Source organism: Paenibacillus dendrobii (genome assembly GCF_009807035.1).
GTDB lineage: Bacteria > Bacillota > Bacilli > Paenibacillales > Paenibacillaceae > Paenibacillus_AQ > Paenibacillus_AQ dendrobii.
In genome coordinates, this window is the sequence record NZ_WUBI01000002.1 from 443,351 (window position 1) to 468,605 (window position 25,255).

The window sequence follows — 25,255 nt, forward strand, 5'->3', positions numbered from 1 at the left end:
TAGCGGTAAAAGAGAAACCCCGCCAAAGCTAAAGGCCCAGCGGGATCATTTAAGCTGTTTCACTGCATGTCGTATTGCGATAGTTTAGGAGAATCGCTCGAGTCTGGCAATGTAAAACCCGTCGCTGTGATAGTCCTGCGGCAGAATTTGCACTCCAGCGCATTGGTTGTCTGCGTGTAGCTTGGCCCATTCTACGCTGGAATCCTGCGCAACACGGAAATCGGGATGGGATTTCAGAAAATGCTGCACCGTTCCTTCATTTTCTTCAGGATCGATGGTGCAGGTACTGTACACCAGAATCCCTCCGACACGAAGCAAAGAAGAAACAGAATCCAGCAGTTCTCGCTGAAGACTGGCGATTTCGCCGATGTCCTCAGCCGTTTTCGTCCATTTCAGGTCGGGCTTGCGGCGGATGACGCCAAGGCCCGAACAGGGAGCATCAAGCAAAATCCGGTCGAATGAACCGGCAGGATAATTCCGAACCAGTTCCATTGCATTGCCCGTTACGGTATGGATGCTGTCTAAGCCCAATCTCTCAGCCTGCTCACCGATCAGCTTCCGTTTATGCTCATGCAGATCATTGGCAATGATTTCGCCCTGATCTTTCATAAGCTCTGCCATATGGGCTGTTTTGCCGCCCGGTGCGGCGCAGCAGTCCAGAACCTTCATACCAGGAGCCGGACCGACGGCACCTCCTACCAGCATGGAACTTTCATCCTGAACGGAAATTTGCCCGTCACGGTACCAATCCGTCAGTGCCATATTGCCGCCGCTGTAAACCAAAATCCCTTCCGGAGAAAGTGTTGAAGGCTCAGCGTCAAGTCCTGTCTCTTTCATTTCGCTAAGCATTTCATCACGGCTGATCATCGTTCTATTGACCCGGACGCTTACGGAAGGAGGCTCGTTATTCGCTGAGCAAATCGCTTCAGCCTTAACCTCGCCATACTGGCTGATCCAGCGCTCCACAAGCCAGCGCGGATGGGAATGTTTAAGCGCGATACGTTCGGCCGGCAAGAGATCGTCAGGAAGGACCAGCTTCTCACGGTTTCGCAGTATGTTCCGCAGAACCCCATTCACCATTCCGGATATTCCTTGATGTCCCCGGCGCTTCGCCAGATTGACCGCTTCGTTGACCACGGCATGCGGAGGAATCCGGTCCAGGTACATCATTTGATACAAGCTCAGCCGAAGCAAACTCCTTACCCAAGGCTGCAGCTTCTTCAGACCTTTAGCTACGAAACGTTCCAGAAAATAATCCAGGGTGTTAAGGCGTGAGACCGTGCCGTATACCAACTCTGTAGCAAGGCCCGTATCTTCTCTGGAAAGGGAAGCCCGCTGCAAAGCGGAATTCAACTGCAGATTGCTGTAAGCCCCTTCCTGTTCCACCCGTGTTAATACGTCCATGGCGAGCTCCCGCGCCGACGTCCGGAGATTGCTTTGGCGATGACCTCCGCTCATTCGAGCACCGTTCCAGAAGTCATGGTATTACCGCGGACAAATTCAGCAGCATCCATCTGCTTTTTGCCGCTTGGCTGGATTCGGGTCAGCCAGAGCGAGGCGTCGCCTGTTTTGACCTCAATCCCTTGGGCTGCGAGTTGAAGCACTGTACCAGGGACTGCTTCCTTGGAGGCTTTATCTGCCTTTTGAGAAGCCCATACCTTGAACACTTCGCCATTCCAAAGGGTAAAGGCGCCGGAAAACGGAACCAAACCGCGGATTTGGTTATAGATATCACGGGTCGAGGCATTCCAGTCGATCTTCTCGTCTTCTCGCTTCAAGTTTGGCGCATACGTAGCCAGCTGCTCGTCCTGCACTTCAGCTTCAAGCCGTCCACCGGACAACCGCGGCATTTGTTCTTTAAGCAGCGCAGCTCCGGCAACGCTCAACTTCTCGAACAGCGTGCCGGAAGTATCATTCTCATCAATCGCAACTTTCACTTGGGCGATCATATCTCCCGTATCCAGTCCCTCAGCCATATACATTAAGGTGATGCCCGTTTCGGTCTCCCCGTTAATGATGCAGCGCTGAATCGGTGCACCACCTCTGTATTGGGGAAGGAGCGAACCATGAACGTTTACGCAGCCGTTGGCAGGCAGATCCAGAACGGCTTTCGGGAGAATCTGTCCATATGCCGCCGTCACGATCAGATCCGGTTTATATGCCGCGAGTTCCGCAACAGCTTCGGGATTACGCATGCGCTGCGGTTGGAGGACGGGAATTCCATGCTCCAAAGCAACCTCTTTTACCGGGGTAGGTGTCAGTACCTTTTTGCGGCCTTGAGGCCGATCCGGTTGGGTTACCACTGCAACAATCTTGTAGCCTTCGTCCAGAAGCATCCGCAGGCTGGGGACCGCAAAAGCCGGCGTCCCCATGAACACGATATTCATGAAGCATTACTCCTTTCCGGGACGTTCAGGTACGTACTCGTATACTTTTTCGGCAATATCGGTAAACAACACGCCATCCAGATGATCAATTTCGTGCTGGAAACAGCGTGACAACAGTCCGGTTCCCGTAATGGTCACCTCTTTGCCGTTCTCGTCCAGTCCCTTCACCGTAACCTGTTCGGCGCGGCGCACATCCCCATTAATGCCGGGAATGCTAAGGCATCCTTCCGGACCGAATTGTTCTCCATCTTTGGCAAGGATCACCGGATTTACAAGTTTAATCAAGCCGTGGTCATCACCTACATCAACAACGATGAGGCGTTTCAGGATGCCGACCTGAGGAGCGGCAAGACCGACGCCTTCCGCATCGTACATGGTTTCAGCCATATCATTCAATAGTTTTTTTACGTTTGGTGTAATCTCTTTTACTTCTTTCGCTATTTTGTGCAGTACTGCATCCGGTTCTTTTACGATAATGCGGATTGCCATGATGACACCTTCCTTAAGTGGTATTCATGTCGGGATTTTGCGTAATCCTCATGTATTTGGTTATATCCGTAGTTCCATTTCATTTGACGGGACTACATTAGCATTTGCGGATCCACGTCAATACTGATCTGAAGCTTTTGATTATGAGCCGTATCCTCGAGCTGCTCGGTCGCTTCCCGCACCAGCCCCACGGCATCGATATTCCCACGCCATTTTACCATACATTGAAATCTGTATCTATTTTTTATCCGCGGAATGGGCGATGCCACCGGTCCTAACACGTCAAAAGCATCAGCCGTTAGTCTATCCAGGCTTCCGAACCAACCACGCTGTCTCGCTTTGCCCTGGAGCACGGAGACCATATTTTCAGCCATTCGAACCAGTAAAGGAAGCTGTTCGTGGGTTAACGTAACCAGGATGAGCCGGCAGTATGGAGGATAATGAAGATTCCGGCGATGCTTCAGTTCATCCCGGACGAAGGCCAGATAATCATGACCGCTGGCATGAATAATCGAGTAGTGGTCCGGCGTATAGGACTGAATCATGACTTCCCCCGGAAGCTGATGGCGTCCCGCCCGCCCGGCTACCTGCGTCAGAAGCTGAAAGGTTTTCTCCCCGGCGCGGAAATCAGGCAGATTCAGGGCCGAATCGGCAGTAATGACGCCAACGAGCGTCACATCCGGAAAATCCAGTCCTTTAGCAACCATTTGCGTTCCGAGCAAAACGTCCGCCTTCTTATCACGGAACTGCTTCAGCAGTTTTTCATGCGAACCTTTTTCCGTGGTTGTGTCGACATCCATGCGAATGACCCGGATACCGGGAAATAGCTTGGCCAGTTCTTCTTCCACCCTCTGCGTACCCGTCCCAAAATACCGGATATGCTCACTGCCGCAATCCGGGCACACCTCCGGCGCCGGTTCTGCGTACCCACAGTAATGGCAGCGAAGATTATTCGATTTTTGATGATAAGTCAAGGAGATGTCACATTCGGGACAGCCCGCAACGAAGCCGCAGCTGCGGCACATCACAAAGGTCGAATATCCGCGCCGGTTCAGAAGCAGAACGGTCTGCTCCTGCCGCTCGAGCCGCGCCTCAATGGCTTGGTGAAGCGAACGGCTGAACATGGAGCGGTTGCCTTCCTTCAGTTCCTCACGCATATCGACGATCTCTACCGCAGGAAGCTCGTTCCCAAGCGCCCGGTGCTTCATTTCCAGTAACATGGGCGCAAATTGTTCATCGGCTACGGAACGAGACGCATAGTAACTCTCCAATGAAGGCGTCGCTGATCCTAAAATAACGGCCGCACCCTGCTGCTGTGCCCGTTTGACCGCCACATCCCTTGCATGGTACTTGGGACTTTCCTCCTGCTTGTATGACGTTTCATGCTCTTCATCCATAATGATAAGTCCTATATGTTCAAAAGGCGCAAACACTGCTGAACGCGCACCGATCGCCACCGTTACTTTTCCTTCACGGATTTTCCGCCACTCATCGTAACGCTCACCTCCGGAAAGCCGGCTGTGCATCACTGCAACCTGGTCGCCAAAGCGCCCTTTAAATCGCTCAACCATCTGTGGCGTCAGGGCAATTTCCGGAACCAGGACGATAGCCTGCCGCCCCTGTTCGATACAATGCTGTATCGTTTGCAAATAAATCTCCGTTTTTCCGCTGCCCGTTACGCCATGCAGAAGAAAAACTCCATGACTGTAAGCATCTAGCGTATCCACGATGCGATCATAAGCATGCTTCTGTTCATCATTCAGCTCCAGCGGCATTGAAGGCTTAAAGCGCCGGCCCCTGTACGGATCACGAAACACTTCCAGGTCTTCGATAGAGATAAAGCCCTTGTCCGCTAACCCCTTGACCGTAGCCGCCGACACCTGCAGCGAGGTAAGGATTTCCTTTAGAGGCAGCGGAAGCAGATCCTTCATTTCGAGAACAAACTGCAGCACCTCGCGCTGACGCTGTGCCTTAGCCGGGAATCCATCCAGTGCGGCTTCTGCTTCGTTCGCATCAACGGCCAAATCGACAGCCTTTAGCGTCTTCTTTTGAAGCTTGTCTTTAATAGACTGATTCTCCTGAAGTATCCCCTTGCGCAGCAAAGATTTGATGTTATCCGCGCTGTCAGGAAAAATACGGCTCAGCTGCTGCAATGGAACTTCTCCCTTTTGCCCGACATAAGTCGTAATCGTTCGGACTTCTTCCGTCGGCTCGGATGAAATCCGTACGAGCGATCCCGCGTACTCATCCTCATCCGGCGAAGGCTCAGACGCTTCCCCAAGCGAGATATAACGTTCCGCCTTGCCTTTCAGCGCCGTTGGAACCATGACCTGAAGCGCCGTAATAAAACGGCAGGCATACTTTTGACTCATCCATTCGGCCAGCTTCACGAGCTCAGGTGATAACGGCGGAACCACATCCAATACTTCTTGAATAGCTTTAAGGCGAATCCCTCCGGTAGAAGGTTCATCCTGCAGCCCCACGACAAAGCCTTGAACCGTCCTGTGGCCGAAAGGCACCCCGACCCGGCTTCCTATCTCGATCCACGCCCGCATGGATTCCGGGATAAGATAATCAAATGGGCGGTCAGTGTCCTTTACCGGCACATCAACGATGACCTTGGCCACTTGCGGCTGCATCATCAGTTCCCTGCCCCGTTCATCCGGACTGCAGCAATCGTCAGCAGTCGCCGGGCAACTTCATCCTTGGACATTACGGGCATTTGCTCAACAAGACCCTCAGCATCATACACCTGCACGATATTCGTATCGGAACGGAAGCCTGCTCCTTCTGCTGTCACATCGTTGGCTACGATAAGGTCGCAATTTTTGCGGACCAGCTTATCCTTGGCAAAAGCTTCTACATTGTGGGTCTCCGCAGCGAATCCGATCAGAAATTGGTTCGTTTTGCTTTTGCCAAGCTGTTCCAGTATATCCACCGTCTTGACAAGCTCGAGCGTCATCGTGTCTCCCTTTTTCTTGATCTTGCTGCTCGCCGTTTCGGCAGGACGGTAATCCGCTACCGCCGCCGCTTTGATGACAAGGTCGCAATCCTGCCAATGTTTCAGCACAGCCTGATACATGTCGTCCGCGGATTGGACCGCCTCAGCATCGATCCCTGCCGGCGGCAGTGCATCGGTATGACCGTGAATCAGATGAACCGTAGCCCCCATCTCACGCGCCGCTTCGGCAATGGCAAAGCCCATTTTACCCGATGAATCGTTGGTGATATAACGAACCGGATCGATCCGCTCGATCGTTCCGCCTGACGTAACCACGACTTTTTTACCTTGCAATAGTCCCGGTTTCGCAGCTTGCTCTGTTCCAGCAAAATACCGTTCCACCACGTTCACAATACTTTCAGGCTCTTCCATACGCCCTTTGCCCACATAACCGCAGGCCAGCAGCCCCTCACCAGGCTCAATCATCATGACTCCCCGCTGCTCCAATGCCTTCATATTTTCTTGTACGGCCGGATGTCCGTACATATGCACATTCATAGCCGGAGCTACCATAACCGGTGCCATTGTTGCCAACAGCGTGGTAGAGAGCATGTCATCGGCAAGCCCATGGGCCATTTTGGCAATCATATTGGCAGTCGCCGGTGCGATCAGCACCAGATCGGCCGCATCCGCCAAACGGATATGGTTGACCACCGCCGGGTCCCTCTCATCAAAGGTATCGCTGAACACCGCGTTCTTGGACAATACTTGCAGCGTCATCTCCGTGATGAACTGCTTGGCCGAGGATGTCATAATCACGTGCACATCCGCTCCTTTTTGGACCAGCTTGCTGCATAGACTGGCGGCTTTGTATGCCGCAATCCCTCCTGTAACGCCAAGTACGATCGTTTTACCGCTTAACAATGCGAATCCCCTCTTTCACCCAGAAAATAGAGAAAAAAATACAACCTTGCGGTTGTATTCGGTACAGCGTCTATTGACGCATGGACAGGAAGCAGGCGGCACTGTGACATGCATGCCTCCTCCTGCGATTATAGAATGGTTCAGCACCGCTGAAGCCTTATGATCCTATAATCCGTAAATTAAGGTTTCTTGATTTCGTCTTTCTCAGTAGCAGGTTCAGGGATAATACGAAGAAGATCACCGTAGATTTCTTCCAGAGCCACGCCTACGTATTTATGCGATCTTGGATGCTTGAGCTCGGTTTTCTCGCCTTCGCGCAATTGTCTGGCACGTCTCGAAGCTGCGACCACCAGCGAATATTTACTATCAACTTTATTCATCATTTCATCAATCGAAGGATACAACATGTTATTGCCACCTCTTCTTATTCTAAAGTAAGAAAAACCTCTTGGGTTCAGCGGAAGTTTTTCTTGCGATTAATAATGGATCCACTTCGCTGAAGCTAATCCATCCTTTAATCTGTAAGCCACAATCTCGTCCTATCGCTTCACCTTACAATGTTCGGCCACAATAATAGATTCTATTCGTTTGCAAGCAGAATCAATCTCATCATTGACGACAGCATAATCATAATGCTCCATCAGATTGATCTCATCGACTGCAACCGACATCCGGTGATCGATCGTAGCTTGATTTTCCGTACCACGTCCGCGGATCCGGTCCTTCAGCTCATCCAGCGATGGCGGTAGCAGGAAAATAAAAACTCCCTCCGGGAATTTCTCCTTCACCTGCAGTGCACCCTGTACTTCGATCTCTAAAATGATATCATTGCCGCTTTCAAGCGTTCTTTCCACGAAATCACGCGGCGTGCCATAGTAGTTACCTACGTATTCCGCATGCTCCAAAAGCTGGTCGTTCTGCATCATATCCAGAAACTGCTCACGGGTTTTGAAAAAATAATTGACTCCGTCTTCCTCTCCAAGACGAGGAAGACGAGTAGTCGCCGAAACGGAATACACGAGTTCCGAGAGTTTGCCTCTCAATGCTGTACATACGGTTCCTTTTCCAACCCCGGAAGGTCCGGACAATATAAACAATAATCCTTTTGCCATATTACTCCCCAACTCGTTATTCGTCATTATCGTCGTCTTTGCTCGACAGACGGTGGGCTACCGTTTCCGGCTGCACCGCGGACAGGATGACATGATCGCTATCTGTAATGATCACGGCACGCGTCCTGCGCCCGTAAGTCGCATCGATCAGCATATGACGGTCTCTTGCTTCCTGAATGATTCGTTTAATGGGTGCTGATTCAGGGCTTACAATGGAAATGATTCGGTTAGCCGATACAATATTCCCGAAGCCGATGTTAATGAGTTTGATTGCCATAATCAGGTTTATCCCCCTATACATTTGACTCTTGTCTGTTTACTGTCGAAATTGCCTGTTTATTCTATATTGGCCAATTGTTCGCGAATTTTTTCCAGTTCCGCCTTCATTTCGACAACACGGTTTACCAGAGTCAGATGATTGGCCTTCGATCCAATCGTATTGACTTCCCTGTTCATTTCCTGAATCAGAAAATCCAGCTTTCTTCCGACCGGTTCATCCGCACGTAGCAATCCCTTGCACTGCTCAAAATGGCTCTGCAGCCGTATCAGTTCTTCATCAATGTTGGAACGGTCTGCGAAAATAGCTACTTCCATGCCAAATTTATGTTCATCAAAGGCAAACGAACCGTCATTAAGATCAGACAGCCTTTGTTTGAGCTTATTGCGGTAATCCTCGACTACTGTTGGTGCCAGCTGCAGCATCTCACCGTGCAGAACCTGTAGCTTGCTCAGCCGCTGCTCCACATCCGCAGCCAGATGCTTGCCTTCGCGGCTTCGCATGGCCGAGAGACCTTCCAGCGCTTTGCGGAGGCCACTTTCCAGTACGGGACCCCATTCGTCCAAGTCGGAGTCAGCCGGTACGGCTCGATGCTCGGGAGCAATCCATACACCGGGAAGAGACAACAAATCCTTCACGGTCAGCTCTCCATCAAGGCCATGCTTCCGCGAAAGATCCTGTGCCGCCAGCAGATACGTCTGAACGGCTTGCTCATTAAGCAAGGCATGTGTAGTATGCTCGTCGCCCTCTTCCTTGTTGACGTAAACGTCAACCCGGCCGCGCTTTACGTACTGCTGCACCGTTCTTCGCAGAGAGTCCTCGAAGCATGTCCACTCACGCGGCAGACGAAGCACAACTTCGCAGTATCGGTGATTGACGGACTTCACTTCAAATACTACCTTATACCCTCCATGCTGGAGGGCAGATTGACCATATCCGGTCATGCTAAAAGACATCGGCACCACATCCATTACACTATTGTAATTGATTACGATCAACGAAACAAGGGGGACAATTGCCGTCCGGATCTGGCCCATACATGCTCGATAAGCTGTGCGCTCATTTCATATAGCATAAACGGAGTCATCAGATAGATACCATTAAAATGGTCCATGGCCACATCCAGAAGCTCCTTGGCGATCTGAACCCCCATGGCTCTTCCCTCTTCCCCTTCAAGCCCGGCCATCCGCCCGCGGACGTCGTCCGAAAGCTGGATACCCGGAACTTCGTTGTGTAAATATTCTGCATTTCTTCCGCTCGCGAGCGGCATAATCCCCATAAAAATAGGTATATCCAAATGGCTCGTCGCTTCACCGACTGCACGGATAAGTTCCGGATCATATACAGGCTGGGTCATGATATAATCCGCCCCTGCCGCGATTTTCCTCTCCAACCGCGCCACCGCTTTATGCAAATGTTTCCCGTGCGGGTTAAAGGCTGCGCCAACCACGAATTTGGCTTTTTGCTTCAAAGGTTTGCCCGAGAAAGCAATTCCTTCGTTCAGTTGTTTGATCATACGTATAATTTCAAAAGACGTGAGATCGTATACCGAGCTTGAGCCTGGCAAATCACCAAACTTCGCCGGATCTCCAGTTACGGCCAGTACATGGTTGATGCCAAGCGCATCGAATCCCATCATATGAGACTGCGTGCCGATCAGGTTGCGGTCCCGGCATGCAATGTGCACCAGCGGTCTCAGGCCTGTCTCGGCTTGAACCAGATGTCCTAGGGCCATGTTGCTCATGCGCGTAACGGCAAGGGAGTTGTCAGCCAGGGTGAGCGCATCTGCTCCGGCCTGCTTCAGTCTTTCGGCTCCCTGCATGAATTTGGCGATATCCAGATCGCGGGGAGGATCCAGCTCTACAATAACGGTATGGCGCTGCTTCACCAAATCGACTAGGTTAGGCTCGCGGTCCACCGGGCTATCCTCATCCTGCTGCAAATGTTCATGAATGACAAGCGGAGCCGTTTGCTCCGGAATAGGTTCATATACGAAGTGCTGCGGGGTGTAGTTCTCAAGCGCTCCGGCTATTGCCGCAATGTGCGCAGGAGTGGTTCCGCAGCAGCCCCCGATAATCCGGGAACCCAAGTCGGCAAATTTCACAGCCATTTGGCCAAAGTACTCCGGACCCGCTCCGTAATGGTATTCGCCGTCCACATAATCAGCAACACCCGCGTTCGGGTATATGGACATCGGTGCAGGAAGATGCCCCTCAAGCGTCTTCACCGCGCTCATAATACCGTTTGGACCCGTGCGGCAGTTGAAGCCGATGACATCGGCTCCCTCCTGTTGCATAATCCGGAAAGCCTCAGGCATCGTGTATCCGTCGAGCGTTCTGGCCACGTCCTCAACTGCGAATTGGCAGATGACAGGAGAATCGGTCAAGCGGCGCGTAATAGACAAAGCAAGCGCGAGTTCCTCCACATCATAAAAGGTTTCGAGCAGAATCCCGTCCACGCCCTCATTTAATATCGCCTGGAGCTGCTGCTCGAAAAACTTTTTCAGCTCTGTGGTGGACACATTCGTCCGCTTGCCCCCGCGAATGGAGCCTATAGCCCCAACCACATAACCGTTCTCTCCGGCAGCTTCACGGGCAATTCTTACGCCTGCACGGTTAATCTCGTTTACTTGGGTTTCCAGTCCGTATTTGGACAGCTTGTCAAAGTTAGCGGAAAAAGTATTCGTCTCGAGTATCTGAGCGCCCGCTTCTATGTACCGGCGGTGGACATCCCGGATGACTTCCGGTGAAACCAAGTTCAGTTCCTCATAAGATATTCCTACAGGAAAACCCATTTGATATAAGAAAGTCCCCATCGCTCCATCCCCGACAAGCACTTGCGTGTCCAATGCCTTGCGCAAATCCGGCTTCATCATAATTCCCCCAACCTGACCGTAGTTTCATACTAATGTACCACAAAACTTTTTATATTCCCACCAGTTAGGACGGAATTAACAGAATTTTAAGATCGTACTACACAGACCCGAAAAAAGCTTGCCGAACCCTCCCGCAGGTGGCTCAGCAAGCTTTCGCAACGTTTCTTCAGACTCCTGGTTTATACCGTTACTTTCCCTGTGTATACGAATGCCGCAGGGCCTGTCATATAAACGCGGTTATCCTGTTCGTTCCATTGAATGAAGAGGCTGCCGCCTTTCAATCGCACTTCGGCTTCGCGGCCTGTCTTGCCGTTCAGTACGGAGGATACCAGCGTGGCGCAGGCTCCAGTTCCGCAAGCCAGCGTCGGGCCAGCTCCGCGCTCCCAAACCCGCATATCAATGGTCTGACGGTCCAGCACTGTTGCGAACTCCACGTTCACTTTTCTAGGGAACAGTGGATGCGTCTCCAATTTCGGGCCCCAATGGGCCAAATCGAAGTTTACGGCATCTTCCACGTAAATCACGCAATGCGGATTGCCCATTGAAACGGCCGTAAATTGGAACGATGTCCCCTCCGTCTCAATCGGAACATCCACGACCGATGCGGACTCAATCGTTGTGGGAATCTTCAAGCCCTCAAGCACCGGCTCCCCCATGTCAACGGTTACCGTCACGGCCTTGCCGTTATCCGCCTGGATGGAAACCTTCTGCACGCCGGCCCCGAGCGTTTCAATCGTAATCGTCTCCCTTTGCACATAACCGTGATCATGCACGTATTTGGCGACGCAGCGGATGGCGTTTCCGCATTGCTCCGCTTCGCTTCCGTCGGAATTGATGATTCTCATACGGTAATCCGCCTGCTCAGAAGGCAGGATATATACCAGTCCGTCCGCCCCGATGCCGAAATAACGATCACACCATTTGACGGCAAGCTCTGCCGCATTGACAGGCAGAGCCTGCTCGCCATATATCACAATAAAATCATTGCCTAGACCATGCATTTTCGTAAATTCCATCGGCTTTTGCCACTCCTTAGATCTGCTTGTATACTGCCCGTTATCATAAAATGAAATAAAGGAACGACTCATCATCTCAAAGTAAGCAGGTCCACTATGGATGATGTAAGAACAAGCTTTATTTCGATTTTATACAGCATATCGTAAGGAAGGTTGAAATCGTATTAACTTTATGCCGAAATTTTTGTACTTTTCGCCACGAAGCGTCCACCGCCGCCTTTGCGCTTTTGGCGTCTTCCACCCCAAACGCTTCCGGCCCCCATCAAGAAGGTTGGAATGCCGGCGGCCACGATTGAAATGGCCCATTCGCGGAATCCGAGCGGAACGGTCTTGAATATCGGCTGCAGTGCATCAATGTACATGACGCCAAGCATCAGCACAACGGAGGATAATACCGCGAGTACCAGATATTTGTTCTGCAGCGGATTGCGGTGAAAAATGGAACGCGAACTTCTGCAGTCAAACACATGAATAAGCTGGGCAAGAACCAATGTAGCGAACGCAACGGATTGTGCCTTGGCGAGTTGGCCTGCATTGCCTGGGTCGGTTCTCAAAGTTAGCCAGAAGGCTCCGAGAGTGCATATTCCGATCAAGAAACCGCGGCTGACGATCTTCCAGCCGAGCCGCCGGGCGAAGATATTCTCGCGCGCGCCGCGCGGTTTATGTTCCATTAAATCCTTCTCCGGCTGATCCACACCAAGCGCCATGGCCGGCAGGCCATCTGTAACCAGGTTCACCCACAGTATCTGGATCGGAAGCAGCGGAAGCGGAAGCGCGAGCATCATCGCGAAGAACATCGTTAAAATCTCGCCTACATTGGAGGCCAGCAAGTAACGTATAAATTTGCGAATATTTTCATAAATGCTCCGACCTTCCTCGATGGCTGCCACGATAGTGGAGAAGTTATCATCACTGAGCACGAGCGACGATGCTTCCTTGGTCACGTCCGTTCCGGTAATACCCATGGCGATCCCGATATCGGCCGCTTTGATGGCAGGTGCGTCATTGACCCCGTCACCGGTCATCGCTACCACATGTCCCTTGCGCTGGAGAGATTTCACAATCCGCAGCTTATGTTCGGGAGAAACGCGGGAATAAACAAAAGTGTTGTCTACCTTCGCATCCAGTTCATCGTCATTGATCCGGTTCAGGTCCTGACCCGACATCGTAAGACCACCGCGCGGCATAATGCCCAGCTGATGGGCGATTGCCTCCGCCGTTGTCCCATGGTCTCCCGTAATCATGACCGTCTTGATACCGGCACGGCGGCACGTACTGATGGCATCACGAACTTCACGCCGCGGCGGATCGATCATTCCAGCAAGCCCAACGAAGACGAGCTGGCTTTCCGCATCTTTCTCATTATTTAATGAATCGTGAGACCGGATATCTCTATATGCCGTTCCCAGTACACGCAGCGCAGCGGAAGCCATTTGCTCATTCGCGGCTAATACTTTTTGCTTCAGCGTAGTGGTGAAAGGGACCACATTGCCTTCCCAGAGTATATAAGTGCACTGATTCAGCAGCACATCCGGCGCTCCTTTAGTACAGAGCAGCTTGCCGCCTTGATGGCTGACCACGACAGACATCAGCTTCCGTTCGGAATCAAACGGGAATTCCTGATCGCGCTTGTACAATCCGGACATGGAGTCGGAAGTCATGCCCATCTTGGCGGAAAGCGTAATCAGCGCTCCCTCCGTCGGATCTCCTTTTAAGCTCCATACGGATTCCATCGGTTCTTCTTTGCCCTTACGTTTGCCCTTGGGCTCCGCATGCTGCGTCTCGAAAATCTCTGCATTGTTGCAGAGCGCCCCGATCTGAAGGAGGCGGCGCAGTCCCTGATCATTCCTGATGTCGATGGATTTCCCCTTTTCCAGAACCTGTCCTGTCGGCGCATATCCATCCCCTGTAACTTCCAAATCACGGCCGCCGATCCACAGGCGGGTAACGGTCATTTTATTCTGGGTCAGTGTACCCGTCTTGTCGGAACAGATTACCGAAGCGCAGCCAAGCGTTTCTACGGACGGCAGCTTGCGCACAATCGCCTTTCTCTTAATCATGCGCTGCACGCCAAGGGCCAATGCGACCGTTACGATGGCTGGCAGTCCTTCAGGAATAGCAGCCACGGCAAGACTGACGCCTGCAAGGAACATGCCTACTGCCGGCTGACCATGTAAAATCCCCGCTACGACAACCATGACGGTAAGTCCGAGAGCGAGAATGATCAACAGTTTGCCGAGCTGCTCCAACCGATGCTGAAGAGGCGTTTGCTGAGTGTCGGTATTTTGGATCAGGTCGGCAATCTTGCCCATTTCGGTATCCATGCCCGTACGTACAACCATTCCTCTAGCCGTTCCCCGGGTCATCATGGTCCCCATAAATCCGAGGTTCTTCTGGTCTCCTAATGGAACTTCCGATTCAAGAATGGCCTGGCTATGCTTGCCTACTGGGACCGACTCACCGGTTAATGCCGATTCCTCGATATAACAACTGCTCGTCTCCAGCCAGCGCAGATCCGCAGGAACCCGGTCGCCGCTCTCCATGATGACGATATCTCCGGGTACCAGCATGTTAGCCGGAATGGACACGGTTTTGCCGCTTCTCAGCACTTTGGCCGATGGGGCAGACAGCTGCTTCAGCGCCCGCAGGGAACGCTCAGCCCGGAATTCTTGGACAAACCCCAGAACTCCATTGAGCAGAATGATTGCAATAATTGTAATGGCATCCAGATATTCGCCCAGCAGTCCGGACACCAGCGTTGCCCCCATCAGCACCAGAACCATAAAATCCTTGAACTGGTTCAAAAACAGCGCAAACAGAGAGATCTTTTTGCCTTCAGACAACTCATTGCTTCCATGCTGCTTTCTTCGTTCGTCAGCCTGCTCTTCCGTAAGGCCGTGCTGCGGCTGTACGCTCAGAACTTGCTGCAGATCCTCGGCATTCATCTGATGCCATGCTTTTTGTTCCATCCTTTCCTTTCCCTCCCGCTCTTTGTGCTGCTGCCAGAGGTGCCGACAGCTTTTCCACCTGTTCTAACGTAAATGTATTCGGACAGGACCTGAAATATCACAGAAGGCGCCTCTTAAGTTTTTGGGCAAACTATGGCATCATATAAGAGACGGGTTTCCAATCCATAGCACTTACGCAAGGATGAACGAAATTTGGTAATTAAAAGATGGGAGATATATAACAATGGCATTGGACGGAATCGTAACAAAGGCAATCGTGCACGAGCTCGAGGCCTGCCGGGGAGCCCGGATCAGCAAAATCTACCAACCGAACGATCATGATATTCTGTTTCACCTCCGCACGCGCGAGGGCAATAGGAAGCTTCTGCTATCAGTGAACCCGACTTATCCGCGTGTCCACTATACGGAACGGAGTTTCATCAACCCGCAGGAAGCACCGATGTTCTGCATGCTGATGCGCAAGCACTGCGAAGGGGGAATTATCGAGGAAATCAGCCAGGTGGGAATGGAGAGAATCATCCATTTAACCGTCCGCCAGCGCGATGAGCTTGGGGATGTCTCGACCAAAAAAATTATCATTGAGCTGATGGGCCGCCACAGCAATATCATTCTTACGGACCCTTCGAGCGGAAATATTCTGGATGGAATCCATCACGTCACGCCAAGCATCAGCAGCTATCGGATCGTGATGCCCGGCTTCGCTTATACCGAACCGCCGCAGCAGCACAAGCTCAATCCGCTTATGGCCGACCGCAAGGAGTTTATCGTCAAATGCTCGGGAGCCCAGGAACCTATTCCCTGGATTGTAGATACCTTTAGCGGGGTCAGTCCGCTTATCGCACAGGAAATCGTTCACCGCTCCGGGACCCAAACGATATATGATCCACAGCTCAATGAGGACGAACTTTATGAAAGATGCGGTGTGTTATGGGATGCTTTCATATCGGTCATGGAACCTGTTCGAAATAACGAATATATGCCGGTTACAGGAGCAAACGCCAAAGGCAAGATGGTATTTTCTGCGGTGAACCTAACGCTTCTACAAAATGACATCAAGCATTATGATTCCATGAGCGCATGCATGGAGGATTATTACGGAGAGAAGGCGGAGCGCGACACCGTCAAGCAAAAAGTCAGCGATTTGCTTCGCTTCCTGCAAAACGAACGATCCAAAAACATCAAGAAGCTGGACCATCTGCATGAGGATCTGGCCGAGGCTGATGATGCAGACCAATACCGAATCTATGGAGAGCTGCTGTTCGCTTCGCTTCATACCATTCAAAAAGGCGACAAAACAGCGGTGCTCGTCAATTTTTACGATGAGGATCAACGGGAGGTCACCATACCGCTTGATCCGCTGCTTACGCCTTCGGACAATGCACAGCGCTATTTCAAAAAGTACAACAAGTATAAAAACAGTCTGGTGGTCATCAAGGAGCAGCTCGAGAAAACGCAGGAGGAAATCCGCTACATGGATGAATTGCTGCAGCAATTGTCCTATGCTTCCATGAGCGATATCGACGAAATCCGCGAGGAGCTGATCCAGCAGGGATATCTCCGGGACCGCAGCAAAAAGGTCAAGAAAAAGAAGAAGAACGACCGCCCTACGCTGCATGTGTTCACGTCATCGGAAGGTATCGAAATTTACGTCGGCAAGAACAATTTGCAAAACGAATATTTAACCAACCGTCTGTCCAGTTCGAACGATACCTGGCTGCATACCAAGGACATCCCTGGCTCGCATGTCGTCATCCGCAGCACTGAGTTCGGTGATCAAACGCTCGAGGAAGCGGGACTGCTTGCAGCTTATTACAGCCAAGCCAAGGAATCCAGCAGCGTTCCAGTCGACTATACTCTGATCCGCCATGTTCATAAACCTAACGGATCCAAGCCCGGGTTCGTCATCTATGATCATCAGAAAACGCTGGTCATCACGCCCGATAATGAACGGATCAAAGGTCTTGCCAGTACTCTGAAATAGATCAGGTCCCCCCGCAAAAAAGCTGCCGCCCTGTCCGTTATGGACAGAGGCGAGCAGCTTTTTTTTCCGATACAGCAATGATTCCGCTTACCGCAATTTAATCCGCCTCTGCACACCGCTTCAGCTGCGCCAGTACCGATACGGGAACCGACCGGCTGCCGATATCGCCATGGAACACCACACCCTGCCTTGCCCCATGATAATCCGATCCTGCCGTGACCATCAATCCATATTCATCCGCCATGGCCTGATAGCGTTCCTCTTCAGCCTTTCCATGATCGGAGTGGAAAACTTCAATTCCCGCCGGTTTGGCTTGCTCCAGAATTTCTCTTACCAAGTCATCGTCAGCATAAATCCCAGGATGCGCAAGTACAGGAGTACCTCCGGCCTCACGTATCCACTCGCAGGCTTCCTCTGGGGAAATTCTTGGTACCGTGACATACGCCGGAGCATCTTCTCCCAGATAGCGGTTAAAGGCATCCCTCATATCCTGAGCATAACCTTTGTTCACCAGGACATCTGCCATATGCGGGCGGCCGACACTCTCATCCGCTTTCAGTTCTCTGCCCAATCCGGCGATAACCTCATCAAGCGTAATATTGACGCCCATCTCCTGCAGCTTTGCAATCATTTTGCCATTGCGCTCTTCCCTCGTATTCCTTAAATCAGCCAACCGCTTCAAAAAGGCCTCATCCTGATAATTCACATAGTACCCCAGAACATGAATATCCTGTCCGCCTGCGCGAGTGCTGATTTCCACTCCCGGCACCACCGCCACGCCGCAGCGCTCACCCTCTTCCAACGCTTCCGGGATACCTGCAACGGTATCATGATCGGTGATTGCGACAGCCGACAGTCCCTTTTCATATGCAAGTCTGACATTCTCCGCAGGACTCTGCATTCCGTCCGAAGCCCGCGTGTGGGTATGCAGGTCGCATCTTCCTTCAAGATGATTCATTGTTATTCCCCCTTGTTCTGATGTCCATGTCCATTCATTGTATCGGATCCGCAGGCGGCATACAAAAAAGCACGGAATCCGTTACCCGGATGTCCATGCTTCTCAAAAGAATCATATTTTATGTAAAGCTATCTGCGCTTACGCGTGTTTTTGATCAAAGTCATTCTACGGGAATGGCGAAGCCAGGAATAATAAGACTTCAAGTCTCTCAACTCGATGGTCTCGGACATACGCCCCAAAAAAGTAACCACGATCATTTTATGCAAGGCGTTGCCACTGATATCGCGCTCGCTTTCGATTTCAGTAAATTCGGCGACAACGACCAAATCCTCGTCGATCAGATATACGTCCTGTTCATTGCGGTAATAAGGAACCATGCGGTTTTGCTTCAGACATTCCCACATCCACGCCGCGATGTCGTCGATCTGGTGGTCTCCGCTTTGAATGCGATCATTATATCTTGTCTTTGCATGATTGGTTATGACAATGTCAGCGACCCTTTTATCCCCCAGAACAACGTAGAATGGTTCATAAGTGCTCCATCTCTCCATTCCTTTGTCGCGCATGGAACATCACTCTCCACTACATAGGACTTTTTATCTAAGCATATTTACCTATTATATTACAACATCACCACATCTTACACAAGCAAAAATGTCTTAAAATTAATAGAATCTCAGACGCACCTTCCATGAAGATCGCTTAGGCTATCAAAACTGGAACTGACGCTAGGTGTGTAACATTTCCGTTATATGATGGTTTTCGGGAGACCTGTCTTATCTTCTTTCAATCTATGTATATGCGCCTACCCTATGATTCTTTCCTATTTCTAATATAAAAAAACGTTTAGCTTGACGATTCCAAAAAATAGGTCATTTTCACCATACCGGTTCCTTGCCAGCTCCAAATGATCGGTGGATGCTTACGATGGAAACCGATTGGAAGCGCAAAAAAAAAAGCAGCCCTAAGGCTGCTTCTGTTTAAACGATATATTCGTTCGGGTGGGAGCCATGATCATGGCAGAAGGAACGGACCCGTTCGACTACAGGCCATAATATCTTGTTTTGTCGGGAATATCCTTGGTATATTCCGTTTTAATCTCGTTGCGATAAGAACGCTCAATTTTTCGCACATAGGAAAGTCTGCGAATATTTTTGGCAACTTCTTCCGCACGATCCGCATTCACATACATTACCACATAATGCATACGTCTCGAAATATAATGAACGGTTCCGTATTTTTCAAGATTTCTGGCCGCTTTCACATCCGTGACCCATATGATGTAACCCGTGCGTTCTGCAAACATCGTTTCCCACCTCACTTTATGTTCCCTGTCTCTTTATCGCTTAACCGCCGCAGCCACATTTGCCGCCGCCACCGCAACCGCGTTTCGGATTTGGATCATTGCTGGGCACCTTGATGGTATCCGATACGGAAAAAGCGATCATTTCGGACATTTGGTGCAGCATTTCATCCAAATTCAGCTCTGCTTGCTTAAAGCGGGCTACTTCTTCGAATTGCTCCAGCTGTACCTCAACGGCCTTTACTTCATCCTTGGCACTGTGATAATTCGGATGGAAATGGCCGAACCGTTGGGTCTCATCAAAGAGTTCTTTCTTTTTCGCAAGCAGTCGGACCAGTTCCTGCACTTCAGGATTGCTGTCAACGCACTGCTTCCAATATAAATAATCAGACACTTCGACGGACTGATTGATCATATCGCCTAATTCATAGGCGTTCATCAGTACGGCAGCCATGTCCATCGTCTGCACCTCAGATACGCTCATGAAATTCATCCCAATTCTATAAAAGTTCCACTCTTTAGGAGTGGCCTCTTCTATCATATCATAACCATTGTTCCTTAAGAAGAGGGATTTCAGTACTTTGCTGCCAAGATTATATCAGTCAAAGGAAGGTAGAATGAGCTTCAGCTCCCCTAAATCTTCGGAAAATAGCTCAAGCTGCTCGATTTTGCCCGTCTCCAAATCATGAAGAATACCTTCGACACGCCAAGGAGTCCGTGTAATCGTTACCGGGGCAAACTCCGCTCTCTTCCCATCATGCTGCAAAAGGACTCGGGTTTGCCAGTTCTGAGCCTGTTCCACGATATTCTGCGCGGTTGAGCTGTGATAGCTTCGGTAATCTTGGAGCCATCTTGGAGGGATTTGCTCATATCCAGGGAACAAGGACGCAGGCTCGGGTATATCGTTGTCCGGTTCGAAGAAATGAACATTTCGCCCACTATAGACCACGCCCTGATTCTCATAGAAGTTTTCATTCAGCAAATGCTGGCTTTCTGCACTGGATGTCATCCCGCTATCATGTATCATCGGATACTCCTGCTTCTCACGTTCTCTGCTTCGAGTAGCTTTGAGCGGGGCGAGTCCGATGCTCTCCAAAGATTTGCGCAGAGCTGCTGTTCTGGAGGATTGAACGATAAAGTATTTCGGGCCGATCCTCTCCACCTCATTTTTCAAATGCGGATGGGCAGCGATCGCATCCCCCTCTTCTTCACTCATGCAGGACAAGAGCATCACTTCTTCAAAACAGGTCCGCCCAATCTCCCTGCCCCACTGCTTGAGGGCTGCCGTAACATGACCCGGGATTTCACCGACACTGTTGGATGTTAATAAGTTAAGGATACCAGCTGTATCCATCCCATGTTCTGCTGCCTTTGCGGCGCTTGACCTTGTCAGCTTGTATATCGACATCCGGTCGCACTGGACCAGATCGGCACAGGCAAGCAGTTTCCAACGCAGGTTAAATGAAACGCCGGGAGGGCATATAATGTCGAAGTCAGGCTGAACATACAGGCCTTCATTCAAAGGTTCACTCAAGTCATCTGATCCGAACAATAAGGAACCCGGATCTATATTCCAGCAAAAGGCGTAATTCCCGTCACGTACAGCCACATCCCCCCAGCCAAAACCGGCCAGAGCGTTCAGCCAAGCACTTGCCTTTTCCATTTCGATGCTAATATCCTCATTCAATATTCCCTCATCTTCCATCTTCCTCAAAACGCCATAAACGTCAAACCATACGCCCTCCTGAAATGCCCGCATGCATATCCAATAGCGGAACAGCTGCATGCCTGTATCATGGGGGCTGTAACGCTCAATAACCGTGCGAAGCAGGATCTGGTTCATCTCTTGTTCAGTCAAGCTCAGCCACCCCCTCAGGCGTTCCGCTTGGATATCCAATGAGCCGGCAGACTTCGTCAGCAAGCCCAAGCATAAGAGCAGGTCCAAAATCACAGCCGCCGCAGGGCCGTACGTTTCCTGATGGGCGTATTGCAGAGCCAACCGCTCCAAATGCTCCTCCTTCAGGAAAATGAGTTCCTGCAGCCTTTGCAGGCTCTTCTTGTGAACCGTCCCTTTCGCTGTCAGGGGTAGCCCTTGTTCTGCTGCGTAAGCCAGCGCATGAAGCAAATCCAGCGCAAGTCCGGGACCGGATTCGCTGCGGATCAGAAGTTCCGATGGATTCAGGGGGCTCAATGCCGGTTCATAAAAAATCGGCAAGAGGTGAACCATCTGCTCTGTCGGAATATAATACAGCCTCTCTCCCCATGACTTTCTGACCGCCCGGACCCAGCCGAGCTTTCTTAAACGAATGAATGACAGTTTAAGTTCCGCTCCGCTGCGGTTCAAACTGCTCAGCCCCGACCATGCCTGCTCACTAAAGGAATTAGTGCCAAAACGGCAGATCAGCAACTTAAGCAGATCGGCATCCGTTACGGTTAGCTGGATCAGGTTTTCTTCGAATTTCGCTGCATCGTTCATGTCCCGGATCGTGCCTCCTTGACGGAATGAATCGTATATTCATACCCCTGTTCAATAAGAAACATTTGGCGACGGACAGCAAACTCCTCTTCTTTGCTGCTCTCCGAAACCAAGGTATAAAAATAGGCCTGATTGTCGCCACTCTTCGGACGAAGCAATCTGCCGAGCCGCTGGGCCTCCTCCTGCCGCGATCCGAAGCTTCCCGATATTTCTATCGCCACCGATGCATCCGGAAGGTCTACGGCAAAATTAGCCACTTTCGACACAACCAATACAGGGGTCTCCCCTCTTTTAAAGGAAGCATATAGTGCGGTCCGCTGTTGCTGGGGCATTTTCCCGCTGATCAGTGGAGCGCCGATTGCTTCCGCGATGGCTTGCAGCTGGTCCAGATATTGCCCAATCACCAGAATGCCGGCCGATTGGTGTTTGTTTAGCAAATCCATTACGATACGTGTCTTAGCCGGATTTTCAGCCGCAAGCCGGAATTTCTCCTTGCCTTCCGCATAGATATACTTCTCGCGTAAATCCGAATCCATAGGAATCCGAATTTCGCAGCAATCCACCTTGGCAATCCAGCCATCGGCTTCGAGCTCCTTCCAGGCCATTTCGTAACGTTTTGGACCGATCAGTGAAAATACATCCTGCTCGCAACCATCCTCGCGGACCAGCGTGGCTGTCAGTCCAAGCCTGCGTGTAGCCTGAATATCGGCCGTTGCCCTGAAAACCGGTGCAGGAAGCAGATGTACCTCATCATAGATAATGAGTCCCCAGTTTCGCTCGTTAAACAGCTTCATATGCTCAAACTCATCATTCTTGGAACGCCGATGCGTCAGAATTTGATATGTCGCGACCGTTACCGGTTTCACTTCCTTTTTCTGGCCCGTATACTGGCCTACTTCGGAAGATTTCAGCGTCGTCTTATTCGTCAGCTCCTGTATCCACTGCTCTACAGAAGTCGTATTCGATGTCAGGATGAGACATTCACACTGCTGGCGTTCCAGCGCTGCAAGTCCGATCACGGTTTTTCCAGCTCCGCAAGGGAGGACCAGCACGCCGCTGCCGCCACTGCCCGTCACTCCTTCAAAAGCTTCAACCGCATCCTCCTGATAGCTCCGCAAAGCGAATTCTTGGCCTTCAATTCCGGAGTTCCATTCCAGCCGAAGCGACTGTCCTTCATGATAGCCCGCCAAATCGAGCACCGGATAACCATGACGCATAAGCTCCTGCTTGAGGCGGCCTCTTGCCGCTGCATGAAGCTTGGCTTCCAAAGGGGACAGCCGTGTCCATTGCAGTGAGGCTACTGCCGGAACAGCAAGCACCTCGTCAAGAATCATGCGATCGGTAGACTCCAGAACCAGTGCTTCCCCGTTATCCCCATACCGCTGCAGCTTCAGTTTTCCGTACCGCGACACCAGCTCGCCAATCTCCTGCTGCAATCCAGCCGGCACGCCCCACTTGGCGATGGAGCTCAGATCATCGGCAATTTCATTGGAAGTATAACCAAGTGCTGCTGCGTTCCATAAAGAAAGAGGCGTGATTCTGTATGTGTGAAATGTAGCCGGACTTTTAATCAACTCCGCGAAACGATTCAACTTCTCCCGTGCCGCTTCGAATCCGGGATGGCCGCATTCCAGTAAGACCGTCCGGTCCCTCTGGACGATGCAGGCTTTAAGATCGTTCATAATCGGCTCCTTTCCATATCGAGAAAAAAGTTCATTCCCTGATCCAGGAAATGAACTTCTATGTCGTGTTTCATATCATTATATTTTCCCAAGGATCGCCAAATCATTCTCCGAACGCTCCTGTTTCATTCGCTTTCTCCGGTTACTCCCAGCCTTGAAACGACTGAGTCATCGTTACCAATAGTTTGGCCGCGCTCAGCATCGCTGTTTCATCGAAATCAAAACGGGGATGATGATGTGGATAGATCGCTTGAATATCGGGGTTCCCAGCTCCCACGAACATAAAGCAGCCCGGGATTTCCTGCAAGTAGTATGAGAAGTCTTCAGCAGGCATAATCTTGTCGCATTGGCTTACCTGATCCGCTCCAAATACGCTCGGCGCTTCACGGAAAAATCGTCCTGTCTCTTCCTCGTCATTTACAAGGGGAGGATAACCCATCAGATAATCGATCTTGGCTTCTGCGCCGTATGTCCGGGCAGTCATATGACTGATGTCCTCAATCCGGCCTCGGATTAGCTCTCTCGTCTCCTCGTCAAAAGTGCGCACCGTACCCGTAATCCGGCAGGATTCCGCAATCACGTTTTGCGCGCTCCCGCCTTGAATCGTTCCGATTGTCACCACGGCGGGCTTCAGCGGATCAACTGTGCGGCTGACGATGCTTTGCAGCTGCATGACAAGGGCTGCTCCCGCTACCACGCTGTCCACGGTCACATGAGGCATTCCGCCATGACCGCCTTTGCCCATAATATCTATAAAAAATTCATCGGCCGCAGCCATCAGAGGTCCTGGTGCGCTGGCCGCCGTACCTGCCTCAAAAGGCGTCCACAAGTGAACTCCATAAATGACGTCTACCCCCTGCAGAACTCCGGCCTCGATCATGCCGCGGGCACCGCCCGGACATACTTCTTCCGCTGGCTGGAAGATAAATCGGATCTCTCCCTGTACATCCTGCCGGCGCTGACAAAAATATGTAGCCACCGCAAGGAGCGTCGAGGTATGTCCGTCGTGGCCGCAAGCATGCATCACTCCGTCCACCTCGGATGAGTATTCACAGCCCTTCTCGTCTTGGATGGGCAGTGCATCCATATCAGCGCGAAGCGCAACGGTTTTGCCGGGCTTACCGCCCTTCAAAATCGCCAGGACGCCATGACCGCCTCCAACCCGAGTGGTTACTTCAAGTCCAAGCTCGTTCAGCTTCCCGGCAATGAATCGTGATGTTTTCTCTTCATGGTATGAAAGCTCCGGGTGACGATGCAAATAACGCCTCCACTCCACCATTTGCGGCTGCAGTGCATTCAATAATGCCTCTTCTCTCATGTACACACTTCCCTCTCGCCTAAGAATGTCTATCACATATTTTCCACAACCTGGCCACAATACCTTTAATCTATTGTAGCAGAAACGCCGGAAATGGGGTATGTCCCCCTAGAGTGACAAGGCTTGCACAAGAGCTTGAAACATAATATCATGAGTAAAGAACTTTACAGGCGTTTAAATAAGGAGGATTTTATAGGATGATTTTTGAAAATACAGGACTTGTCGGACTGAAAAGCGACTTGGCATTTATGGATGAAGTTGCCGAAAAAACAGGATTTGTACGTTGGCAGTGGGAATACTACCGCGCTACATACGAATATAAAATTGAAGATACGGATACCCATTCCGAATACTTCTTGCGCATGAACACCCGCGCAGTGGAAGGAAAACTCGAAAAGCCGGATACCGTTCTTGAAATCGAAGCCGTTTACTTGGGAAAAGGGACGTTCCCTCATGGTCTGGAATACGAAACACCGGTTCCTTCCAAAATTCTTAACATTGCCAACAAAAAAATCCAGCAATTTAAATCCACACTGGAAGCTTAGGG

General features: G+C 51.0%; 21 protein-coding genes. 2 read left to right on the forward strand and 19 right to left on the reverse strand.

The window, feature by feature from the left end:
• Window positions 1-84: 84 nt before the first annotated feature.
• The 12 genes from rsmB to GRF59_RS16100 form a co-directional block, all read right to left on the reverse strand.
• Window positions 85-1,458: a 16S rRNA (cytosine(967)-C(5))-methyltransferase RsmB gene (rsmB, locus tag GRF59_RS16045; RefSeq protein WP_160498717.1), complete on the reverse strand. Its 1,374-nt coding sequence runs from the start codon at window positions 1,456-1,458 to the stop codon at window positions 85-87.
• Complete coding sequence (gene fmt / locus GRF59_RS16050) at window positions 1,455-2,387, reverse strand: methionyl-tRNA formyltransferase (protein ID WP_160498718.1); 933 nt, start codon at window positions 2,385-2,387, stop codon at window positions 1,455-1,457. The genes rsmB and fmt overlap by 4 nt, the downstream gene beginning before the upstream one ends.
• A gap of 6 nt (window positions 2,388-2,393) precedes the next feature.
• Window positions 2,394-2,876, reverse strand: a complete 483-nt coding sequence (gene def / locus GRF59_RS16055; protein WP_160498719.1) for a peptide deformylase — start codon at window positions 2,874-2,876, stop codon at window positions 2,394-2,396.
• A gap of 92 nt (window positions 2,877-2,968) precedes the next feature.
• A complete protein-coding gene (gene priA, locus GRF59_RS16060) occupies window positions 2,969-5,515 on the reverse strand; it encodes a primosomal protein N' (protein WP_160498720.1) in 2,547 nt (848 codons plus the stop codon).
• 2 nt (window positions 5,516-5,517) lie between these two features.
• Window positions 5,518-6,741 carry a bifunctional phosphopantothenoylcysteine decarboxylase/phosphopantothenate--cysteine ligase CoaBC gene (gene coaBC / locus GRF59_RS16065; RefSeq protein ID WP_160498721.1) on the reverse strand — a complete coding sequence of 408 codons (1,224 nt, stop codon included), beginning with the start codon at window positions 6,739-6,741 and terminating at the stop codon, window positions 5,518-5,520.
• 179 nt (window positions 6,742-6,920) lie between these two features.
• Window positions 6,921-7,148: a DNA-directed RNA polymerase subunit omega gene (gene rpoZ, locus GRF59_RS16070; RefSeq protein WP_127603035.1), complete on the reverse strand. Its 228-nt coding sequence runs from the start codon at window positions 7,146-7,148 to the stop codon at window positions 6,921-6,923.
• A gap of 132 nt (window positions 7,149-7,280) precedes the next feature.
• Window positions 7,281-7,853, reverse strand: a complete 573-nt coding sequence (gene gmk, locus GRF59_RS16075) for a guanylate kinase (protein WP_160498722.1) — start codon at window positions 7,851-7,853, stop codon at window positions 7,281-7,283.
• Between the two features lie 16 nt (window positions 7,854-7,869).
• Complete coding sequence (gene remA, locus GRF59_RS16080; protein ID WP_006209218.1) at window positions 7,870-8,130, reverse strand: extracellular matrix/biofilm regulator RemA; 261 nt, start codon at window positions 8,128-8,130, stop codon at window positions 7,870-7,872.
• Between the two features lie 59 nt (window positions 8,131-8,189).
• A complete protein-coding gene (locus GRF59_RS16085; protein ID WP_160499117.1) occupies window positions 8,190-9,086 on the reverse strand; it encodes a YicC/YloC family endoribonuclease in 897 nt (298 codons plus the stop codon).
• Window positions 9,087-9,124: 38 nt separating this feature from the next.
• A complete protein-coding gene (locus GRF59_RS16090; RefSeq protein ID WP_160498723.1) occupies window positions 9,125-11,002 on the reverse strand; it encodes a bifunctional homocysteine S-methyltransferase/methylenetetrahydrofolate reductase in 1,878 nt (625 codons plus the stop codon).
• Window positions 11,003-11,184: 182 nt separating this feature from the next.
• Window positions 11,185-12,021 carry a diaminopimelate epimerase gene (gene dapF / locus GRF59_RS16095; protein WP_160498724.1) on the reverse strand — a complete coding sequence of 279 codons (837 nt, stop codon included), beginning with the start codon at window positions 12,019-12,021 and terminating at the stop codon, window positions 11,185-11,187.
• A 170-nt stretch (window positions 12,022-12,191) separates the two neighbouring features.
• Window positions 12,192-14,990, reverse strand: coding sequence for a calcium-translocating P-type ATPase, SERCA-type (locus tag GRF59_RS16100; RefSeq protein ID WP_160498725.1), 2,799 nt, complete (start codon window positions 14,988-14,990; stop codon window positions 12,192-12,194).
• A 223-nt stretch (window positions 14,991-15,213) separates the two neighbouring features.
• Between GRF59_RS16100 and GRF59_RS16105 the strand changes: the two genes are divergently transcribed.
• Window positions 15,214-16,971: an Rqc2 family fibronectin-binding protein gene (locus GRF59_RS16105; RefSeq protein WP_160498726.1), complete on the forward strand. Its 1,758-nt coding sequence runs from the start codon at window positions 15,214-15,216 to the stop codon at window positions 16,969-16,971.
• Window positions 16,972-17,068: 97 nt separating this feature from the next.
• On the opposite strand, the gene GRF59_RS16110 is transcribed toward GRF59_RS16105, so the two are convergent.
• From GRF59_RS16110 to GRF59_RS16140, 7 genes are all read right to left on the reverse strand, one after another.
• Window positions 17,069-17,929, reverse strand: coding sequence for a PHP domain-containing protein (locus tag GRF59_RS16110; RefSeq protein ID WP_160498727.1), 861 nt, complete (start codon window positions 17,927-17,929; stop codon window positions 17,069-17,071).
• A 128-nt stretch (window positions 17,930-18,057) separates the two neighbouring features.
• Window positions 18,058-18,495 (reverse strand): hypothetical protein, encoded by a 438-nt coding sequence (locus tag GRF59_RS16115; protein ID WP_160498728.1) that lies wholly within the window; start codon window positions 18,493-18,495, stop codon window positions 18,058-18,060.
• A 476-nt stretch (window positions 18,496-18,971) separates the two neighbouring features.
• Window positions 18,972-19,235: a YlbG family protein gene (locus tag GRF59_RS16120; protein WP_127603044.1), complete on the reverse strand. Its 264-nt coding sequence runs from the start codon at window positions 19,233-19,235 to the stop codon at window positions 18,972-18,974.
• 40 nt (window positions 19,236-19,275) lie between these two features.
• Entirely contained in the window at window positions 19,276-19,716 is a 441-nt protein-coding gene (locus GRF59_RS16125) for a YlbF/YmcA family competence regulator (protein ID WP_160498729.1), read from the reverse strand.
• Between the two features lie 114 nt (window positions 19,717-19,830).
• On the reverse strand, window positions 19,831-21,708 hold the full coding sequence (locus GRF59_RS16130; protein ID WP_160498730.1) for a helicase-associated domain-containing protein: 1,878 nt from the start codon (window positions 21,706-21,708) through the stop codon (window positions 19,831-19,833).
• Window positions 21,705-23,390, reverse strand: a complete 1,686-nt coding sequence (locus GRF59_RS16135; RefSeq protein ID WP_160498731.1) for a DNA repair helicase XPB — start codon at window positions 23,388-23,390, stop codon at window positions 21,705-21,707. The genes GRF59_RS16130 and GRF59_RS16135 overlap by 4 nt, the downstream gene beginning before the upstream one ends.
• 142 nt (window positions 23,391-23,532) lie before the next feature.
• Window positions 23,533-24,708 carry a M20 family metallopeptidase gene (locus tag GRF59_RS16140; RefSeq protein ID WP_160498732.1) on the reverse strand — a complete coding sequence of 392 codons (1,176 nt, stop codon included), beginning with the start codon at window positions 24,706-24,708 and terminating at the stop codon, window positions 23,533-23,535.
• Between the two features lie 197 nt (window positions 24,709-24,905).
• Between GRF59_RS16140 and GRF59_RS16145 the strand changes: the two genes are divergently transcribed.
• Complete coding sequence (locus tag GRF59_RS16145) at window positions 24,906-25,253, forward strand: YugN family protein (protein WP_160498733.1); 348 nt, start codon at window positions 24,906-24,908, stop codon at window positions 25,251-25,253.
• Window positions 25,254-25,255 lie beyond the last annotated feature (2 nt).

Coding starts and splice junctions, on each gene's coding strand:
- rsmB (WP_160498717.1), bottom strand. CDS start 1,458: ATGAGCGGAGGTCATCGCCAAAGCAATCTCCGGACGTCGGCGCGGGAG.
- fmt (WP_160498718.1), bottom strand. CDS start 2,387: ATGAATATCGTGTTCATGGGGACGCCGGCTTTTGCGGTCCCCAGCCTG.
- def (WP_160498719.1), bottom strand. CDS start 2,876: ATGGCAATCCGCATTATCGTAAAAGAACCGGATGCAGTACTGCACAAA.
- priA (WP_160498720.1), bottom strand. CDS start 5,515: ATGCAGCCGCAAGTGGCCAAGGTCATCGTTGATGTGCCGGTAAAGGAC.
- rpoZ (WP_127603035.1), bottom strand. CDS start 7,148: ATGTTGTATCCTTCGATTGATGAAATGATGAATAAAGTTGATAGTAAA.
- gmk (WP_160498722.1), bottom strand. CDS start 7,853: ATGGCAAAAGGATTATTGTTTATATTGTCCGGACCTTCCGGGGTTGGA.
- remA (WP_006209218.1), bottom strand. CDS start 8,130: ATGGCAATCAAACTCATTAACATCGGCTTCGGGAATATTGTATCGGCT.
- GRF59_RS16085 (WP_160499117.1), bottom strand. CDS start 9,086: ATGTCTTTTAGCATGACCGGATATGGTCAATCTGCCCTCCAGCATGGA.
- GRF59_RS16090 (WP_160498723.1), bottom strand. CDS start 11,002: ATGAAGCCGGATTTGCGCAAGGCATTGGACACGCAAGTGCTTGTCGGG.
- dapF (WP_160498724.1), bottom strand. CDS start 12,021: ATGGAATTTACGAAAATGCATGGTCTAGGCAATGATTTTATTGTGATA.
- GRF59_RS16100 (WP_160498725.1), bottom strand. CDS start 14,990: ATGGAACAAAAAGCATGGCATCAGATGAATGCCGAGGATCTGCAGCAA.
- GRF59_RS16105 (WP_160498726.1), top strand. CDS start 15,214: ATGGCATTGGACGGAATCGTAACAAAGGCAATCGTGCACGAGCTCGAG.
- GRF59_RS16110 (WP_160498727.1), bottom strand. CDS start 17,929: ATGAATCATCTTGAAGGAAGATGCGACCTGCATACCCACACGCGGGCT.
- GRF59_RS16115 (WP_160498728.1), bottom strand. CDS start 18,495: ATGCGCGACAAAGGAATGGAGAGATGGAGCACTTATGAACCATTCTAC.
- GRF59_RS16120 (WP_127603044.1), bottom strand. CDS start 19,235: ATGTTTGCAGAACGCACGGGTTACATCATATGGGTCACGGATGTGAAA.
- GRF59_RS16125 (WP_160498729.1), bottom strand. CDS start 19,716: ATGAGCGTATCTGAGGTGCAGACGATGGACATGGCTGCCGTACTGATG.
- GRF59_RS16130 (WP_160498730.1), bottom strand. CDS start 21,708: ATGAACGATGCAGCGAAATTCGAAGAAAACCTGATCCAGCTAACCGTA.
- GRF59_RS16135 (WP_160498731.1), bottom strand. CDS start 23,390: ATGAACGATCTTAAAGCCTGCATCGTCCAGAGGGACCGGACGGTCTTA.
- GRF59_RS16140 (WP_160498732.1), bottom strand. CDS start 24,708: ATGAGAGAAGAGGCATTATTGAATGCACTGCAGCCGCAAATGGTGGAG.
- GRF59_RS16145 (WP_160498733.1), top strand. CDS start 24,906: ATGATTTTTGAAAATACAGGACTTGTCGGACTGAAAAGCGACTTGGCA.